At 53.4% G+C, this 17668-nt stretch carries 15 protein-coding genes; all 15 read left to right on the top strand.

What is annotated here, in order from left to right; translation table 11 throughout:
- Positions 1-2 precede the first annotated feature (2 nt).
- The 15 genes from opp4C (at position 3) to QU597_RS18000 (ending at position 17537) form a co-directional block, all read left to right on the top strand.
- A complete protein-coding gene (opp4C, locus tag QU597_RS18070; protein WP_310829241.1) occupies positions 3-926 on the top strand; it encodes an oligopeptide ABC transporter permease in 924 nt (307 codons plus the stop codon).
- Between the two features lie 13 nt (positions 927-939).
- Positions 940-1923 carry an ABC transporter ATP-binding protein gene (locus QU597_RS18065; RefSeq protein ID WP_310829240.1) on the top strand — a complete coding sequence of 328 codons (984 nt, stop codon included), beginning with the start codon at positions 940-942 and terminating at the stop codon, positions 1921-1923.
- Complete coding sequence (locus QU597_RS18060; RefSeq protein WP_310829239.1) at positions 1916-2881, top strand: ABC transporter ATP-binding protein; 966 nt, start codon at positions 1916-1918, stop codon at positions 2879-2881. Before QU597_RS18065 ends, QU597_RS18060 begins: the two co-directional genes overlap by 8 nt.
- 169 nt (positions 2882-3050) lie before the next feature.
- Positions 3051-3674, top strand: coding sequence for a 50S ribosomal protein L25 (locus QU597_RS18055; protein WP_236331454.1), 624 nt, complete (start codon positions 3051-3053; stop codon positions 3672-3674).
- A 282-nt stretch (positions 3675-3956) separates the two neighbouring features.
- Positions 3957-4592, top strand: coding sequence for a YhbD family protein (locus QU597_RS18050; protein WP_310829238.1), 636 nt, complete (start codon positions 3957-3959; stop codon positions 4590-4592).
- Between the two features lie 33 nt (positions 4593-4625).
- A complete protein-coding gene (locus QU597_RS18045) occupies positions 4626-5312 on the top strand; it encodes a hypothetical protein (RefSeq protein ID WP_310829237.1) in 687 nt (228 codons plus the stop codon).
- On the top strand, positions 5305-5979 hold the full coding sequence (locus tag QU597_RS18040; protein WP_310829236.1) for a hypothetical protein: 675 nt from the start codon (positions 5305-5307) through the stop codon (positions 5977-5979). Before QU597_RS18045 ends, QU597_RS18040 begins: the two co-directional genes overlap by 8 nt.
- Positions 5980-6009: 30 nt before the next feature.
- Positions 6010-7548, top strand: coding sequence for an MFS transporter (locus tag QU597_RS18035; protein WP_310829235.1), 1539 nt, complete (start codon positions 6010-6012; stop codon positions 7546-7548).
- Between the two features lie 95 nt (positions 7549-7643).
- Positions 7644-8528 carry an SMP-30/gluconolactonase/LRE family protein gene (locus tag QU597_RS18030; protein WP_310829234.1) on the top strand — a complete coding sequence of 295 codons (885 nt, stop codon included), beginning with the start codon at positions 7644-7646 and terminating at the stop codon, positions 8526-8528.
- A gap of 198 nt (positions 8529-8726) precedes the next feature.
- Complete coding sequence (locus tag QU597_RS18025; protein ID WP_310829233.1) at positions 8727-9686, top strand: ABC transporter permease; 960 nt, start codon at positions 8727-8729, stop codon at positions 9684-9686.
- Entirely contained in the window at positions 9670-10593 is a 924-nt protein-coding gene (locus tag QU597_RS18020; RefSeq protein ID WP_310829232.1) for a carbohydrate ABC transporter permease, read from the top strand. The genes QU597_RS18025 and QU597_RS18020 overlap by 17 nt, the downstream gene beginning before the upstream one ends.
- 156 nt (positions 10594-10749) lie before the next feature.
- Positions 10750-12585 carry a type 2 periplasmic-binding domain-containing protein gene (locus QU597_RS18015; RefSeq protein ID WP_310829231.1) on the top strand — a complete coding sequence of 612 codons (1836 nt, stop codon included), beginning with the start codon at positions 10750-10752 and terminating at the stop codon, positions 12583-12585.
- Between the two features lie 133 nt (positions 12586-12718).
- A complete protein-coding gene (locus QU597_RS18010; protein ID WP_310829230.1) occupies positions 12719-14467 on the top strand; it encodes a sensor histidine kinase in 1749 nt (582 codons plus the stop codon).
- Entirely contained in the window at positions 14460-15863 is a 1404-nt protein-coding gene (locus tag QU597_RS18005) for a response regulator transcription factor (RefSeq protein WP_310829229.1), read from the top strand. Before QU597_RS18010 ends, QU597_RS18005 begins: the two co-directional genes overlap by 8 nt.
- Complete coding sequence (locus tag QU597_RS18000; protein ID WP_310829228.1) at positions 15864-17537, top strand: extracellular solute-binding protein; 1674 nt, start codon at positions 15864-15866, stop codon at positions 17535-17537. It begins immediately after the preceding gene.
- Positions 17538-17668: the final 131 nt, after the last annotated feature.

Genomic DNA, 17668 nt, shown 5'->3' with positions numbered 1-17668 from the left:
CTTTGGCAGCTGACAGCAAATTAACCAAGCTTCAAAGGCCGCAGGCTAAGTTGCAGAAATCCTCATTGTTCCGGCAATCGCTGAGAAAGCTGATGCACAACAAGCTGGCGGTTTCGGGTTTTGGGGTAGTCGTATTTATGTTCATACTTTGTTTTATCGGACCGTTCTTTTCACCCTATACGGATAACAAGATCAATATGGCGATGATGAATAAGGCGCCGAATCTTACACACTGGCTGGGAACGGATGCGCTGGGCCGGGATATTCTGACCCGTGTAATGCAGGCCGGACGCATCTCGCTGACGGTCGGCCTGGCCTCCATGGTGCTGTCGGTGTTTCTCGGTGCGCTGCTGGGAGCGATTGCCGGATATTACCGCGGTTTGGCAGACCAGATCATCATGCGGGTGGCCGATCTGCTGATGACAATTCCGGGTCTGCCGCTGCTGTTCATCTTCGGCGCTCTGTTGTCCGAATGGAAGATCCCGACGGATTACCGGATGTATATTGTGATGCTCATGCTCAGCATTGTGAACTGGCCGGGACTGGCGCGGATGGTCAGAGGGCAGATGCTCAGCCTGAGGGAACGCGAATTCATGCAGGCCGCCGTTGTACTTGGACTCCGTGACCGCCGCAAGCTGTTTAACCACCTGCTGCCGAACATTGTGCCGCTCCTGATTGTAATGGCTACGCTCAATATCGGCGGGGCGATTCTTAGTGAATCGGTGCTCAGCTTCTTCGGTCTGGGCGTCATGCCGCCGACGCCAACCTGGGGGAACATGATTGATGCGGCGAACAATATGATCGATTTCCAGGACCATCCGTGGCTATGGATTCCGCCGGGGATGTCGATTTTCGCTACGGTGATTGCGATTAACATATTTGGTGACGGCCTCAGAGACGTGCTTGATCCTAAACAGAAGAGGTAGGTGCCATCATCTCATGAAGGAGATCATGAAAATAGACGGTCTCAGTACCGTGTTCTTCACCGAAGAAGGAAAAGTGAGAGCTGTCGATGATATCAGCTTCCGGGTACGCGAAGGGGAAACGGTCTGTATTGTCGGTGAATCCGGCTGCGGTAAAAGTGTTACCGCCATGTCGATCATGGGCCTGGTTGAAGAGCCCGGCGGGAAGGTTAGCGGAGGGAGCATCGATTTTCTCGGAGAGGATTTATTGCGGCTGGACAAAAATTCGCTGCGGGCGATCCGCGGGAATGAAATTGCTATGATCTTTCAGGAGCCGATGTCCTCGCTGAATCCGGTCATTAAGATCGGCGAGCAGATTATGGAGCCGCTGATTGTTCATCAGAAAATGAAGAAAAAAGCAGCCCGGCAGCGGGCGGTCGAGCTGATCTCGCAGGTGGGGATTTCCCGCGCTGAACAGATTGCTGACAGCTACCCCCACGAGCTGAGCGGCGGGATGCTGCAGCGGATTATGATCGCCATCGCGATCTCCTGCAGTCCCAAGCTATTGATTGCCGATGAGCCGACAACGGCGCTGGACGTAACGATCCAGGCGCAAATCCTCGACATGCTGCGTGAGTTCAAGGAAAGCTCCGGGATGTCCATGATGCTGATCACCCATGATCTGGGGGTGGTAGCAGAGATGGCCGATTACGTTATCGTGATGTATTCCGGCAAAATCGTAGAGGAAGGCGAAGTGGTCCAGCTGTTCCAGAACCCTAAGCATCCGTACACACGGGGCCTGCTGAAATCTAAGCCCGTGATGGGGCAGCGCCGGGACGAGCTGTATTCCATTCCGGGGCAGGTGCCAAATCCGCTGGAGCTTGCACCCTCCTGCTATTTCCATGACCGCTGTGAACACTGCATGCCAGTCTGCCGGACCCGCCAGCCTGAGCTGAAGGAGGTCAGCGGTGGGCAAAAAGCAGCCTGCTGGCTGTATGAGGAGGCGGAAGTGCATGTCTGAGGCGCTGCTTGAGGTCAATCATCTGAAAAAGTATTTTCCGGTTACCCAGGGCCTGCTGGGCCGTACGACCGGACATGTTAAAGCTGTGGACGATATCAGCATCCGGCTCGCGCCGGGTGAAACCTTTGGCCTGGTCGGTGAATCCGGCAGCGGCAAGAGTACAGTCGGACGGACGATCCTGCGGCTGACCGAGAAAACGGAGGGTGAAGTGAAATTCAAAGGAGTTGACATTCATAGTCTGTCGCCTTCCGAAATGCGGCTCCTGCGTCCCCGGATGCAGCTGATCTTTCAGGATCCCTACAGTGCGCTTAATCCGCGGGTCCGGGTGGGGGATGCCATCGGTGAAGCCCTGCTTGATCATGGGCTGTGCTCGAAATCGGAGGTGCGGGGACTGGTGCTGGAGGCGCTGGAGGCCTGCGGTTTGTCTTCCTATCATATCGACCGTTTTCCGCATGAGTTCTCCGGCGGACAACGCCAGCGGATCGGGATCGCCCGCGCTCTTATTCTGAATCCGGACCTGATTATCGCCGATGAGCCGGTATCCGCGCTGGATGTATCGATTCAGGCCCAGATCATTAACCTGTTCAGCAAACTGCAGCAGAGCAAAGGGCTGACTTATTTATTCATATCCCATGATCTCAGTGTAGTCGAGCATTTGTGCTCCAGGATTGGCGTGATGTATCTCGGTTCGATGGTGGAGACAGCCGCCAGGGACGAACTGTTCCAGCAGCCGCTGCATCCGTATACGAAGGCGCTGCTCTCTGCGGTTCCGGTGCCGATACCGAAGCTGAAGCGGGAACGGATTGTACTGAAGGGGGATATTCCAAGCCCGGCGAATCCGCCTTCGGGCTGCAAATTTCACACCCGCTGTCCCTTTGCTGTGGACGTATGTGCAGCGGAAATTCCGGTCTTCCGCGATGCGGGCGGCGGCCATTTTGTAGCCTGTCACTTAGCATAATTTATTATAAAAATGTATGATAATTGAAGATTACCCTTTTTTGACTTGATGTTACGTCAGTGCTATACTGATTCCACAACAGGCAAATATGGTTAATAAGAGACTGATTAGACCTTTACATCTAATTGGTCTTGTTTTTTTAATACTCACAACCTTTAGGAGGAATATCATGAATACTACAGTTCGTTTGACTGAAAGATCCGGCTCGACTTCTTCACAGCGGAGAAAAGGCTTTGTACCGGTTGTCGTCTACGGTGCAGGTTCAGATACGCAATCCTTTACTGCAGATGCTAAGGCCCTTACTGAAATTATCGGCAAGAACCCCCGGGCGATTCTCAAAGTAGAACTTCCCGGCTCTGGTATCAAAAACGCGGTAATTGCTGAAGTACAGCGCCAGCCACTGTCACGCAAGCTGCTGCATGTGGATCTGCATCAGATTGACATGAAGGCGGAGCTGGTTACAAAGGTTGCATTCCACTTCACTGGCGACCCTGCCGGTGTGAAGGACGGCGGCATCCAGCAGGTAGAGTTGTATGAATTGGATATCCGCACATTGCCGGACAAGCTGACAGCTACCTTCGATGTGGATATCAGCAGCCTTAATATCGGTGATCAATTGCTGGTTTCGGATCTGCCTAAGCATGAAGGCTGGGAAGTGCTGACACCTGAGGATACGCTGATTCTGCGCATTGCGCCACCGGCAGCTCTGGAAGAACCTGCTGAGGCCGAAACTGCTGAAACTGCCGAACCGGCAGCCGTAGCAGATACGGATGAAGGCAAGACAGAAGAGTAAGCATCATCATATTGTTAAAATAGTATAGACAGGAGCAGACCATTCCTAGCCGGGAGCGGTCTGCTCCTTTTTGCATTTCGGCATATGGAGCAACACTGGTAAAAAGTAGGTTTAGCGGATGAGCGAAAATCCACCCCGGGGCGGAGGCCTGCTTTTGTGGCATGCTGTACAATCTTAAATGCCATGAAGCGGAACAAGGTAAACGAAAGTTGTGAGGATGGGGTAGTCAGGTGTTCACAACGTAACAATGTTATGTTACGATAGCGCCAAGGAGTGGTCAACATGGAAGAAGATTTGATTTCCAAGAAGGAATTGCTTGAATTAACGGGGATTTCTTACGGGCAGCTGTACCGCTGGAAGCGGAAGCAGCTTATCCCGGAGGATTGGTTTATCCGCAAATCAGCGTTTACCGGCCAGGAAACCTTTTTTCCGAAGGAACGAATGCTTAGGCGTGTCCACAACATAATCAACATGAAGGGCGATCTCTCCCTTGATGAATTGGCCGAAAAGCTGGCGGATACGACATCTTTTGCCCATGCCCATCTATCCCTGAGTGCTGCCCAGCTGTTGGAACGTAACATTGTTTCGAAGGCAACACTGGACAGATTCGGTGATGCAACGGCTGGCGGTAAGAAGTACACCTTTGATCAGGTAGTGCATCTAGTCGCAGTTGACGGGCTGATCAGCAAGGGGGACATGAATTTGGACGAAGCGGATGGGATGTTCCGCACACTTACCAACAATACGGCAAGGTTTGCGGGAAAGAGCTGGGAGCTGTTTTTTATCCGCAAAATGGGTGCCAGCTTCTTTCTCCTGGCTGCCGCACCGGCAGAATTGATATTTGATGAAGGCACAAGGCTGGTCAGCCGGCTGAGCCTTACGGATCTGGTGGAACAGCTGAATGGTAAGCTGAATTAAAGATGCTGCATATCTATTTAGGAGGCATGAGTGATGAATAAACAGCCGCTGCCGGATTTACAGCTCACGGGAATCACCGGAGGAGCCGGAGGCATCTATGACCAGGTGATTTTGGAAGGGGTATGCAGAGTGAACGGGGCGGTCCGCGCCCAAGTCATTAAAGCAAACGGAGTCATAACATTTAATGGTAATGCTACGGCAGAAGAAATGCGGGCAAACGGTAAGCTGAAAGTGGGCGGTACGCTCCAGTTCGGCAGCATGGAATTTGACGGCATGATGACCATTGACGGGGACCTGCGGGGGGAGAACTGCAGTCTGAATGGAATGCTTAACATAAAAGGTGACGGTGAGCTGGAGAACCTGTCCGGTGAAGGAGTCTTTACGGTGAGCGGCCTGCTCAGTGCAGGACATGTGGATTACCGGCTGCAGGGTCAGGCTAAGGCGGGTGAAATTGGTGTTGAGACGCTGGTGGTCCGTAAGGCAGGCGGAAGCCTCTGGAACAAGCTGGCTTCCGGATTGATCCCCAAGCTCAGAACTGAGCTAATCACGAGGTCGATTGAAGGCGATGTCCTTGATCTGGAATTTACGACTGCAGATGTTGTCCGGGGCGGTATTGTGAAGATTGGTCAAGGCTGCAGGATCGGCCGAGTGGAATATCTCACCGAGCTGTCAGTTCATCCTGACGCCAGCGTAGGAAAGGTGGAGAAGGGCAGTGAATGAGATGATAAACCGGAGTAATCTGAAGGTGCTGGGTACCTCCTCTTCGCTTGGCGGATATTTTCTGGAGATAAAGGTAACCGGAGAATGCAAATTCGCCGGAGATGTGGATTGCCAAAGTCTCAGCTTGACCGGGCAAACCGCAGTGTCCGGCAGCCTGCGGATGGAGAAATTGAAGATGACCGGTGAGCTTTCGGTAAAGGACCGGATGGAGGGCGGTATGCTGCGCGGCCATGGAGAGGTTCAGGCCGGCAGCCTTAGTGTCGAACAGCTGAAATTCAGCGGCAGTCTGGAGGTAGGCGGGGATTGCGAAGCGGAGGAGCTTCAGGTGAGTGGTGCGCTGCAGGTTAAAGGTCTGCTGAGTGCAGAGACGCTGCAGCTGACATTGTACGGACCGTGCAGTGCGGCAGAGGTTGGCGGCAGCAATATTTCGGTCAAACGCAGCAAGACCAAAACGCTGCTTCATCTGGGACAGGGGCAGGACATGGTGTTCACTTCAGGGCTGATTGAAGGGGATGACGTGGAGCTTCAGAATACCCATGCCGGGACTGTACGCGGGGAGAAGGTTATTATTGGCCCGGGCTGTGTGATTCAACAGGTGGAGTACAGCGACTATCTGGAGATTCATAAGAGCGCAACCGTGATAGAGCAGAGGAAGTATGTGAAGTAGATAATAACTCGAAAAAAAGGAGCGGGTCATATGAACTCAGCCAAAGCAAAAACGCCTAATCTGGGCATCGTTATCGCAGGTCTGCTGCTGGGGATTCTAATGGCCTCTATGGACAGTACGATTGTGTCCACAGCGATGGGCAACATTGTCGGAGAACTTGGCGGAATGGATAAATTTGTGTGGGTAACCTCGGCTTATCTCGTTGCGGAAATGGCGGGGATGCCGATCTTCGGTAAGCTTTCGGATATGTACGGAAGGAAGAAGTTTTTCATTTTTGGCGCTATTGTGTTTATGGCCGGTTCGGCGCTTTGCGGTACGGCAGATACGATTACCCAGTTAGCCGCTTACCGTGCTGTTCAGGGAATCGGTGGCGGTGCGCTCGTGCCGATCGCTTTTGCGATTATGTATGATGCCGTGCCGCTGGAGATGCGCGGCAAGCTGGGCGGGGCCTTCGGCGCGGTCTTTGGCTTATCCAGCATCTTTGGACCCTTGCTCGGTGCTTATATTACCGATCATATCGCCTGGCAGTGGGTGTTTTATATTAATCTGCCGCTGGGGCTGCTCGCCTTGGTTATGGTAGTGAGCTTTTACCGTGAGTCGGTGGAGCATTCGAAGCAGCCGATCGACTGGCTGGGTGCCGGAACCCTGCTGGGGGCGGTAATCAGCCTGATGTTTGCACTGGAGCTTGGCGGTAAAGAGTATGCCTGGAATTCTCCGGTCATCCTGGGCCTGTTCGCGGCCTTTGTGGTTCTTACGGCGCTGTTCCTGCTTGCGGAGAGAACAGCAAAGGAGCCGATTATATCTTTTGCCCTGTTCCGGAAACGGCTCTACGCCTTCAGCATCCTGTGTGCCTTGTTCAGCGGAGCTGCGTTTATCGTAGCCTCTGTGTACATTCCGATCTTTATCCAGGGGGTGCTAGGCGGTTCGGCTACGAATTCAGGGCTGGTGCTGTTGCCGATGATGGTAGGCTCCGTTATAACAGCTTCAATGGGCGGGTTCCTGATGGTTAAATTCAGCTACCGCAGCCTGATGCTCCCTACACTCGCATTGCTGGTGCTGGGCATTGCACTTGTCACTACACTGACCCCGGATTCTTCGAGGCTCCTGGTGACGCTGTATATGATCATGATCGGCCTGGGTGTGGGGGCTTCGTTCTCGGTGCTCAGCACGGCGGCTATTCATGGGCTGGCCGCGCAGCAGCGCGGATCCGCCAGTGCGACACTCAATTTCCTGCGGTCCCTGGGCATGACGATTGGAATCACTACTTTTGGCATCATCCAGAGTCATTATTTTTCGTCTAAGCTGGCCGGCATGATCTCAAGCGGCGGAGGATCGGCCTCCGCACCGGCTCTTGATATTAAGGATCCTCATGCTTTGCTGTCCCAAGATACGCGTGCACTAATTCCGCCTGACATTCTGTCAGTTATTACATCCGGGCTGTCTTCCTCGATTGTGAGAACCTTTGCCTGGGCTGTAATTCCGGCTGTGCTTGCCCTGCTTGCCGCCAGCTTCATGGGCCGTCAGAAGATGGATGCATCCGCTGAGGAGCCGGCTGTATCGGGGCATTAGCCGGTAAACGGCTGGCTGGAAGTGGAATATCCATGAAATCGCAGGTAGAATAGACGGGAGTGAAATTTGACCGAGTGGGTTAGGAGGATTTCAAAGTGGCGGGTCAAGCAGAATTGGTTGTAGACGCACAGGCTTTGCTGGGGGAGGGCCCCCATTGGGATCATGCGGCCGCCAGGCTGTATTGGGTGAATATAGAGGGTAAGCAGCTGCGGAGCTATGACCCAAAGACAAAGAACGAGAAGATCTATACCTTCGATAAAAAGATCAGTGCCGTAGTCCCGGCAGCTGCTGGCGGCTGGATTGTTGCACTGCAGGACGGGTTATACCGGTTCAGCGAAAATGAGCAGGAGCAGCGGATTGCTGCGGTAGAACCTGAGCTTCCGCGCAACCGGCTGAATGATGCCAAATGTGACAGCAGCGGCAGGCTGTGGTTCGGCACCATGAGTATGGATTTCACAAAGGCGGCGGGCAGCCTGTATGTTATGGAGCTTGATGGCCAGGTGCGCCGGGTCTTAACCGGCATCAGCATCTCCAATGGTCTGGCCTGGGATGACCAGCGCGGCCGGATGTATTATATTGATACGGCAACCCGGGGGGTGGACGTCATGGATTATGATGTACAGTCCGGCACCGTTGACAACCGCCGGAGGGTCTTTCTTGTTCCGGAGGGAGCCGGTGACCCGGACGGGATGACGATTGACCGTGAAGGCATGCTCTGGGTTGCGCACTGGGGCGGCGGCTGTGTATCGCGCTGGAATCCCCACACCGGGGAACAGCTCGCCAAGGTTGAAGTTCCGGCCAAAAATGTCACCTCCTGCACCTTCGGCGGCGATGCGTTAGATGAGCTGTATATTACAACGGCACGGGACGGGATGAGCGAAGAAGAGCTGCAGCGCTGGCCGCTTACGGGCGGGCTGTTCAAGTTCAAAGCCGGAGTGCAGGGTGTGGAAGCTAATATTTTCAAAGGTGTAGCTAAATAAAATCGGCAGCAGGCCTCTCGTCCAGACGGGGGGCCTTTTTTTTGCAATACGCCGGGAAAACGGTTCAATGTACCGTGAAAATGGTCCGGAACCCTGTGACCGTTCTCCGCAAACGGGTTGCTGTCCTCTCTCCCGGTTCGGATTTCCTTTCTGTTAGGATGAAAGCGTAAACAAAATCTGGATATAGGAGATAAAGGCATGGGAGTACCTTCTGGCAAGCTGCTGCGCAGTGTGAAGCCTGTTCACCCGACCCGCAGGAGGATACAGAACAAACACAAGCTGTTCCTGATGGCGTTACCGTTTCTTCTGATTACTTTTATTTTCTATTATTTGCCGATCAGCGGCTGGATTTATGCCTTTTATGACTTCATCCCGGGCATACCGCTATCGGACACGCCATATGTCGGTCTAAAATGGTTCCGCACGATGGTGGAGAACCCTACGCAGACTGGAGAAGTGCTGCGTGTGCTGAAGAATACGGTAGCGATGAGCTCGCTTGGACTGGTCACCTCGGTATTTCCGGTAATCTTCGCGATTCTGCTCACGGAGGTTAAGGCAGGCTGGTACCGCAAGTTCGTGCAGACGCTGACGACGATTCCGAATTTTATCAGCTGGATTCTCGTGTATGCGCTGGCATTCTCGCTGTTCTCTGTGGATAACGGAGTCGTGAACAATATTCTGGTACAGCTCGGTATAGTGGACGAAGGTTTTAATTTTCTCGCTTCCAGCTCACATATCTGGGTGACCATGATTGCCTGGTACTGGTGGAAGTCGCTCGGCTGGGGCGCTATCCTGTATCTGGCCGCGATAGCCGGCATTGACCAGGAGCTGTATGAGGCGGCAGAAGTGGACGGCGCCAGCCGGTTCCGCAAAATCTGGCATATTACCGTTCCCGGCATCATTCCAACCTTCTTCGTGCTGCTGCTGCTCTCCATCGGGAATTTTGTCAACAACGGGATGGAGCAGTATTTTGCCTTCCAGAATGCGATGAACAAGGATGCGATAGAAGTGCTGGATTTATATGTGTACAATATCGCCTTTGCCAACAATTTCCCGTTCGCTACAGCTGTCAGTATGCTGAAGTCGATCGTCAGTGTAGCGCTGCTGTTCGCGGCCAACACCCTGTCGAAGGCGGTACGGGATGAATCCATTATTTAAAGGGGTGATTCCATTGCGCAAGAAACTGAAGCCAGGCGATGCCCTGTTCCAGGGAATCATCTACGTGCTCTTCGGCTTGTTCACACTGAGCTGCATTTATCCGTTTTATTATCTGTTCATCAACACGATTAGCTCCAATGATCTAAGCGCGGCGGGGTACATCAAGTTTTATCCGCGGGAAATTCATTTTGACAACTACTCCAAGGTACTGCGGATCAGCGGGCTGAGCCATGCGGCGCTTGTATCGGTCTACCGGACGGTTATCGGAACCCTTCTGACTGTTGGCGCGTCAGCCTTCCTCGGCTACCTGTTCACCAAAAAGGAAATGTGGGGCCGCCAGATCTGGTACCGCAGCGTTGTGGTCACGATGTATTTCAGCGCCGGACTGATTCCCTGGTACATCACGATGCACAATCTCCATCTGACTAACAATTATCTGGCTTATATTCTGCCGACGATCATTACCCCGTTTAACATCATTCTGGTCAAAACCTTTGTGGAGGCAATTCCGCCTTCTCTTGAGGAATCCGCAAGCATCGACGGGGCAGGGTATCTGCGGGTGTTCTGGAGTATTATTGTGCCGCTGACCACGCCGATTCTGGCGACGATTACCATTTTTTCGGCGGTCAATCAGTGGAACTCCTTCATAGACACCGCGTTCCTGATGACAGATACCAAATACTTTACACTGCAGTTCCTGCTCTGGCGGTATTTGAACGAATCGAGCTCGCTGGCTGCCCTGATCCGTAATTCCCCGGATATGGCGGCGAGTGTCCAGAACATGCAGACGCCAACCTCCGTGCGGATGACGGTGACGATGATTGTGGTGCTGCCGATTCTGATTGTGTATCCGTTTTTCCAGCGGTTTTTTGTGAAAGGCATTATGATCGGTGCGGTCAAAGGCTGATCTTGTATAGCCGCCTGAACGCCTGAAATCCTGAGGATTTGGAGTGCTGCTCCGCCGGCAGGCAGAGCTTGTACTTATAGAGTTCATCATCTGATTCAATGCTGTATATGTTCACAAACTAGGTTGATGCCCACAAAACTTTTAGGGGGAATGAAGATGAGATTTAAAAGGTTGTCGCTGATGCTGCTGTGCGCGGTAATGGTGTTCGCGCTGGCAGCCTGCGGCGGGGGGAACAATAACGGCGGGAATGCCGGTCCGGCGGAGAGCACGGATAAGCCGACGGCTGAAGCAACGAACAGTACGGAAGCAACAGCGGCGCCGGATGACGGCACACTGGATCATACCAAGCCGCTCAAGCTGACTGTCTTCTCAACGACCGCCAACTATGCCGGGCCGCAAACCGGCTGGTTCGCTAAAGTGATTAAGGACAAATTCAATATCGAGCTGGATATCGTTGCCTCCAACCTGACTGGCGGGGATACCAAAATCTCCGCAATGATGGCTTCCGGTGATCTGGGCGACATCATCATCTTCGGGGATGACAAGAACCACTACCCGAATGCGATCAAAGGCAAGCTGCTGCTGGACTGGACACAGGACGGCCTGCTCGACAAATACGGTACAGATCTAACGAAGCAGTTCCCGAAAGCTGTAGAGAAGGCCAAAGTTGCTTTTGGCGGCGGCAGTGCGGTCTACGGCATCGGCAACAGCGTGGCAACTAACCCCTCCGGCCCTTCTGAAGGTAAGGATATGACCTGGGGACCGGATCTGCGCTGGGATCTGTACCAGCAAATCGGAGCACCGGCGATTAACTCGATCGAAGACTATCTGCCTGTGCTGAAAAAGATGCAGGAGCTTGAACCGAAGAATGAGCAGGGCAAGAAAACCTATGCGTTCTCGCTCTGGTCGGACTGGGACGGCAACTACAAAATGACGCTGGCGAAGCAGTTCGCCAACATGCTGGGCTATGATGAGATTCCGGATACGGCGCTTTATGTCAAAGCCGATGAAGAGAAATATTATGATTTCCTCTCCGAAGACAGCTGGTACATGAAATCGCTGAAGCTGTATTATGAAGCCAATCAAATGGGGCTGCTTGATCCGGATTCCCTGACCCAAAAGTTCGATGATGTTGTAGCGAAATACAAGGACGGCCGCCTGCTGTTCTCCTGGTTCCCGTGGCTTGGCGCAGCTAACTACAATACAGCGGAAAGAACAGCTGAAGGCAAAGGCTTCGCACTGGTACCGTTTAAGGATGAGCTGATGTATTCCACCGGATTCAATGTTTACGGAGGCAACGGCATTATTTCGATCGGCGCTAAGGCGAAGGACCCGGCGCGGATTATGGAGTTCATTAACTGGATGTATACACCGGAAGGCGCGATGCTCTCCGCAGGGAGCGGAACGGCTGTACCGAATGGTCCGAAGGGTCTGACCTGGGATATTGACGCAAGCGGCCAACCGGTCGTTACTGACTTTGGATGGAAAGCCTATACGGACCAGCAGAATACACAAGTGCCGGAAGAATACGGCGGCGGCGACTATTACTACGGCTCTAATCAGATGAACTTCTCATTTGTAGTTCCGGCGATGGTGAATCCGGAGACAAACGAGCCGTATGACCACAACCTGTGGAAGACAACGCTGGAACGTAATCCGTCGAAGCTGGACAGTGACTGGAGAGCGAAGATGGGCGTGCTGACGGCCAAAGAATATTTTGAGAAAAATAATCTGCTCGCCGTTGCTCCTCAGGGTTTCACCGGGAAAGAGCCGCTGACGATGGATAAAACACTGGAACAGAAAAACAAACAGATCGGCACCGTGATCCAGCAGATTTCCTGGAAGATGGTGTTTGCGAAGAATCAGGCGGAATTTGATAAGCTGAACAAAGAAATGCACGATAAGGTGAACGGCCTCGGCTATGCCGACGTGATGGAGTTCTCGGTTAAAAAGGCTGAAGAGCTGTTTGAAGCCCGCAAAAGTGTAAAATAAAACGGCTCTAATCATAGGTATAAGGCAGGGCGGCAAAAAGGCTGCGCTGCCTTATTATATTCAGCCCGGGAAGAATCTGGTATTCTGATATCATATGATAAAACGCTTTCATTAAAAGAGGAGAGCAAGCGGAATGCGCAGAACGAAGCTAGGGAGGAGCCGTGCTCCGGCAGTCAAATCTTTGCGGACTACGCTGGTCATTTATTTGCTGATCGGCACGCTGCTGCCGCTTCTGATCGTCGGAATTGTATCCTATACTTCCATTTATTCGATTCTGTCCGGCAAAATCGGCAGCGGCATCAGCGCGAGTCTGCGCCAGGAAGCGCTCAGCCTGGAAAATGCGATTGACAATCTGGATTTCGCCTCTAAGCAGTTCGCGCTCGACGGGCAGATTGTGGAAGAGATGAATTCTTTTCTGCAGGAGAAACAGATTTACCGCAAATCGCAGATTATGAATTCGATCAACCAGAAGATTAATCTCGTCAATTTCACCAATCCCTATATCGGATTGACAGCTTATATCATGCCCGGCAGCAAGGACCCTGTGCTGTTCACGAACATGAGCACCCGGCAGGGCTTCGATGTTAGCACGCTGCCCTCTTTCATGCGCTATAACGGAGCCGACTATTTCGGGCCGCATAGCACGATGTATGCTGTCGGTGACAATGTCGTCTTCTCCGAGCAGCGGATTGTCCGGGTGAACGGCCGGGATGAATTGTATATTTACCTGGAGACGAATTACAGCCTGCTGCGCAAAATTTTCAATCAGGAAGCTTATGGCATGAAAGTGAACCATCTTCTGGTGAACCAGAGCGGGACGCAGACCCATATGATCGACGGCGAGGTGCCCGGCAGAATTGTCAAAGCCGCCGGAACAAGCGGAGGTGAGGGCCATGAAGTGCTGGATGGCTATCATCTGTTCCGTTATGAAAGCCCGCAGGGCTGGAAGCTGGTGGCCGTCGTTAAAAAATCAGTGTTCAACAGCGAGATTTACACCTGGTTCTACAAAATGATTCTGTTGGCCCTTTTGACGTTGCTGTTCGCAGGAGTTCTGGCCTGGCTGATCTGGAAGAAGATCTATGGACCGCTGCGCAAGGTCAACGTTGAGATTATCCGGATGGCCGAAAATGTCACCGCGCCGGTTGCGTTTACGAATGTGGAAGAGTTCGATTTCGTGCTGAGCAATTTCCAGCAGATGAAGGATCAGGTGAATGAGCTGATTCAGGCCGTTGCCCGTAATGAGAAGCAGAAAAGCCAGTATGAAATCGAGAAGCTGCTCAGCCAGATCAACCCGCATTTTCTGCATAATACACTCAACACGGTACAGTGGCTGGCCCGGTTGAACGGGCAGAAGGAAATTGACAAGCTGGTAACCCTGCTGGTGAAGGTTCTGCATTACAATCTTGGCAAACAGAGCATCATTGTGACGATTGGCGAAGAAATTGAAGCGATCCGCAATTATATGGAGCTGCAGCGTATCCGTTATGATTATGAATTCGAGTTCAATGTGCAGGCGGAAGATAATGTGCTTGCGGCGGCAGTGCCGCGGTTCCTGCTCCAGCCGCTGGTGGAAAATTCGATTTATCACGGACTCAGCGACAACGGGAGAGTGGATGTCATTATTAAGGCGCACGGCGGCACTGAAGTACAGCTGTGTGTAAAGGATAACGGGGCTGGTATGAACGACGCACAGATTGAAGAGCTGCTCTCGGATGACAGCGCTAAAAAGCGGGGGCTCGGCATCGGGTTCGCATACGTGATGCGTATGTTGAGAACCTACTACGACGGGCAAATGGAGCTGCAGATCAAAAGCGGAGAGGGCGAAGGAACAACGATATCGATCATTATCCCCCGTAAAAGCAAGGAGGACTTCGATGATTAAAGCTGTTGTTGTCGATGATGAACGCCTGGTGCGCAAAGGCTTCATCTCGCTGATTGACTGGCCGTCCTTCGGTGTCGTCATCGTCGGCGAAGCCGGAGACGGTAATGCTGCGCTGGCCCTGCTGCGGGAGCAGGAGGCGGATCTGCTGTTTGTTGATATTACCATGCCGGGCATGTCCGGATTTGATCTGATCCGGCAGGTGAGGCAGCGGTTTCCCGCCATCCGCTGCGTGGTGCTGACCTGTCATCATGAATTTGACTATGTGCAGGAAGCGCTTCGCCTCGGGGCAGTCGATTATATTGTCAAAACGCTGCTAGAGGTAGAAAATGCCGATGAAACGATTTTTCGGCTGGTGGAACGGATCAAATGGGAGGACAGCACCCGGGAGTCACTTAGCCGCGGGGCGGGCATGGCGATGACCGCGGATAGGGCTGTGCTCTATCTGCCCTTAAAGGCTCCAATCAATGAAGAAGAGCTGTATCAGCTCTCTCTGGTGAAGAACCAGCCGCTGATTGCCCTGAGGGAGCAGTGGATGTCGCCGCTCCCTCAGCGGTTTAGTGAACAGGAGCTGCAGCGGGAGCTCAGCTCTGTTCTGGAAGGACGCTGGCAGACGGCGCTGGTGAGCGGGCTGCGCGGCCAGAGCCTCCAAGAGGTGGAAGAAGTCTTGGCTAAGGCAGCACGGATGGCGCTGTTCTATTACAGCGGGGAGGAAGAACCGGCCAGACTGAATTATCCGGAGCTTAAGCTGTCCTGGGCCAGTGAAAGGAATGCAAGCGGGAAGGAACCAGTGCTCCAAGCTGCGCAGAATCTCAGGTGGACAATTGAACGGGCCGACTGGGAGGAGTTCACCGCTGATGTACTGTGCCAGCAGCCTTCCCCCGAGGCAATAGCCGCCTTCGGCCACGCTATGCTTCAGAGCTGGAGTCCGCTACTGCTTACTGCGGACGAAGCTGTTGAGCTGGCGGCTGCGGCTGGCGGTAACGTGAACTGGTGCCGCTGGAAGCAGTGGCTGCGGCAGTTCGCCGCTCATATTCAGCGGCGCATGGTTGAGCTGGGACTGAGCAAGGAGTTGATGTTTTGCCTCATCCGCGCCGTCCGGTATATGAAGCAGCATGCCGGGGACAAAATCAATCAGGGGGATGTCGCTGCGTATATCAATATGAGCCGGGGCTACTTCAGCCAGTGCTTCGCCCGATTTGCCGGCGAGAGCTTCGGCGAAGTCCTGCGCGGAATGCGGCTTGAGCTGGCCAAATCGCTGCTGCTGGAGACTAACTATCCGGTGCATGAGATCGCCTGCAGATCGGGATTTGAGGATGACCGGTATTTCAGCAGGCTGTTTCGGGAACGGGTCGGCCGGCTGCCAAGTGATTACCGTGCAGAGAGGATGAAGCTATAAATGAAGACCCGGCGTGTGATCCTCTCAGTGCTGGCGCTGCTCAGTCTGCCGGCCTGCGGCAGCACAGACTCTCCTGGAGAGTCCAACAGGGCCCAGCAAGGCAATGCTGCCGAAACTGCCGCTTACAGTAAATATGAGCAGCCGGTTACGATGCGGATTGGCTTCAAGGTTCCGGATTCCCGGCTCAACAACGGTGACAGTAATGATAATAATCCGGTTTCCCGTTACATGGAGAGCCTGTCGAATATCAAGGTTGTTCATTCCTGGGAAGCCAAAGGCGAAGAGCTGTACACACAAAAAGCACAACTGGCGATTGACAGCAACGATCTGCCGGATGCGATGGTTGTCGACCGGGATCAATTAAAGAAGCTGATCGACAGCGATATGATCGCCGATCTGACCGGCACTTTCCAGCAGTACGGCTCTACGCTGATCAAGGAGATGTACAGCTCAACCGGAGGCGAGGCGCTGGATGATGCCTCCCGCAGCGGCCGGCTGTACGGCCTGCCGAATGTGGCGATCAATGCGGATTCTCCGATGCTGTTGTGGGTCCGCCAGGATTGGCTGGACCGGCTGGAGCTGCCGGACCCCAGCACTTTCGAGGATATTGAAAGAATCGCCAAGGCATTCATCGAACAAGACCCTGACGGCAACGGCAAACGCGATACCTTCGGCCTTAGCGCCTACAAAAATATCGTGTATGGAACGAAGCCGCATATTAACGGCCTTGATGCGGTCTTCAGCGCCTTCCATGCTTTTCCGACCAATTGGATAAAGGACAGCAGCGGCGCTACTGTATACGGTTCGATTACTCCCGAGACAAAAGCGGCATTGGCCAAGCTGGCCGACTGGTACAAGCGCGGGCTGATCGATCCCGGCTTTGCTCTATATAAAGAGACCCAGGAGCCGATTATTTCCGGCCAGTCCGGCATGTTCTTCGGTCCTTGGTGGATGCCGTATTACCCCTTATCTGAGGCAGTGGCCGCCGATACCAAGGCAGAGTGGCGGGCGTATGCCGCTCCGCTGGATAACAGCGGCAAATTCATTGCCCACATGGCCCCGGTGACGGACCGCTACCTGGTGGTCCGCAAGGGTTATGAGCATCCAGAAGCGGTGGTGAAGCTGCTGAACATGTTCACCCGGCTGGAGAGAAGACGGGACCCCAATATGGCAGAGGTCAATAAACTGGATGATTTCTCGGCCGAGACCGGCATCCAGCTGCGGGCCTACTACCCGTTCGACCTGCTGATTGACTACAGCGGTGCTATTGAGCAGCATTATACCGATGTGCAGCAGGCACTGCATGGTAAAATCGATCCGGATCTGCTGGATCCGGACACCCGGCTGCTCTATGACCGCTGGCTTGCTGAGGAAGAGCAGCCCAAGAAGAATCTTGAGGGCTGGAAGGCAACCAATGCTTACAAATACGGTGTCGCTGTATTAACCACGACGGCAATCGAGCAGGTGCGCAGTGTTTTTTACGGCAGTACACCCGGTATGGCGGGCGTTTGGCCTAAGCTGCAGACACTGGAAAGCGAGACCTTTCTGAATATTATCGTCGGAGAAACTCCGGTGAGCGAATTCGATGATTTCGTGAAGGACTGGAAGCGTAGGGGGGGAGAGCTTATTACGCAAGAGGTAACGGAGATCGTCAACACCAAGGGCGTAGAATGAACATCCAGTGAAGCCAACGCAAAAGCAGGCCGGAGTCTCCTCCAGGAGACTCCGGCCTGCTTATTATGTTCCGGCCAGTCCCGCCGGACAACCATCATTACGGAGCTGCAGTAACATCGGCCGCAGCGGTG

The sequence above is a fragment of the Paenibacillus pedocola genome, assembly GCF_031599675.1.
GTDB lineage: Bacteria > Bacillota > Bacilli > Paenibacillales > Paenibacillaceae > Paenibacillus_AQ > Paenibacillus_AQ pedocola.
Note: the sequence above shows the minus strand (reverse complement) of the source record. Positions and strands in the feature narration are given on the sequence as shown.